Raw genomic sequence first — 1,840 nt, forward strand, 5'->3', positions numbered from 1 at the left:
CGCTGACGTACTTGCTGACGTGCTTGCGCTCGTTGAAGCCGATGTGCTTGCTGACGTACTTGCACTTGTTGAAGCCGATGTACTTGCTGACGTGCTTGCGCTCGTTGAAGCAGATGTACTTGCTGACGTGCTTGCGCTCGTTGAGGCTGATGTACTTGCTGACGTGCTTGCACTTGTTGAAGCCGATGTACTTGCTGACGTGCTTGCGCTCGTTGAGGCTGATGTACTTGCGGACGTGCTAGCAGATGTACTTGCGCTCGTTGAGGCCGATGTACTTGCGGACGTGCTTGCACTTGTTGAGGCTGACGTGCTAGCCGATGTACTTGCGCTTGTTGAAGCTGAGGTACTTGCTGACGTACTTGCGCTCGTTGAAGCAGATGTACTTGCTGACGTACTTGCACTTGTTGAAGCAGATGTACTTGCGCTCGTTGAGGCTGACGTACTTGCGCTCGTTGAGGCTGACGTACTTGCTGAGGTACTTGCGCTCGTTGAAGCAGATGTACTTGCTGACGTACTTGCGCTCGTTGAGGCTGAGGTACTTGCTGAGGTACTTGCGCTCGTTGAGGCAGATGTACTCGCTGATGTGCTTGCGCTCGTTGAGGCTGATGTACTTGCTGACGTACTTGCACTTGTTGAGGCTGACGTGCTTGCGCTCGTTGAGGCTGATGTACTTGCTGAGGTACTTGCGCTCGTTGAAGCAGATGTACTTGCTGACGTACTTGCACTTGTTGAGGCTGACGTGCTTGCCGATGTACTTGCGCTTGTTGAGGCTGACGTGCTAGCCGATGTACTTGCGCTTGTTGAAGCAGATGTACTTGCTGACGTACTTGCGCTCGTTGAAGCAGATGTACTTGCTGACGTACTTGCGCTCGTTGAGGCTGAGGTACTTGCTGAGGTACTTGCGCTCGTTGAGGCTGACGTGCTAGCCGATGTACTTGCGCTTGTTGAAGCAGATGTACTTGCTGATGTGCTTGCGCTTGTTGAAGCAGATGTACTTGCTGATGTGCTTGCGCTTGTTGAAGCTGATGTACTTGCTGACGTACTTGCACTTGTTGAAGCAGATGTACTTGCTGACGTACTTGCACTTGTTGAGGCTGATGTACTTGCTGACGTACTTGCGCTCGTTGAGGCAGATGTACTTGCTGACGTACTTGCGCTCGTTGAAGCTGATGTACTTGCTGACGTACTTGCGCTTGTTGAAGCTGATGTACTTGCTGATGTACTTGCGCTCGTTGACGCTGACGTACTTGCTGACGTACTTGCGCTCGTTGAGGCTGAGGTACTTGCTGACGTACTTGCACTTGTTGAAGCCGATATACTTGCTGACGTGCTTGCGCTCGTTGACGCTGATGTACTTGCGCTCGTTGAGGCAGATGTACTTGCTGATGTGCTTGCGCTTGTTGAAGCTGATGTACTTGCTGACGTACTTGCGCTTGTTGAAGCAGATGTACTTGCTGATGTACTTGCTGACGTACTTGCGCTCGTTGAGGCTGACGTGTTTGCTGATGTACTTGCACTTGTTGAAGCTGACGTGCTTGCTGACGTACTTGCGCTCGTTGAAGCTGATGTACTTGCTGATGTGCTTGCCGATGTGCTTGCTGATGTACTTGCGCTCGTTGAAGCTGATGTACTTGCTGAGGTGCTTGCACTTGTTGAGGCTGACGTGCTAGCCGACGTACTTGCACTTGTTGAGGCTGAGGTACTTGCGCTCGTTGACGCTGACGTACTTGCTGACGTACTTGCACTGGTTGAGGCTGATGTGCTTGCGCTTGTTGAAGCTGACGTACTTGCTGAGGTACTTGCACTTGTTGAAGCTGACGTGCTTGCTGACGTACTTGCG

The 1,840-nt window shown here is 51.8% G+C and carries 1 protein-coding gene; it reads left to right on the forward strand.

What is annotated here, in order from left to right:
• Window positions 1-1,840 (forward strand): hypothetical protein (locus tag ADF68_RS11190; RefSeq protein ID WP_049548762.1); only part of this gene is annotated, 1,840 nt, incomplete at both ends.

This window comes from Streptococcus pseudopneumoniae, assembly GCF_001068775.1.
Taxonomy (GTDB): domain Bacteria; phylum Bacillota; class Bacilli; order Lactobacillales; family Streptococcaceae; genus Streptococcus; species Streptococcus pseudopneumoniae_N.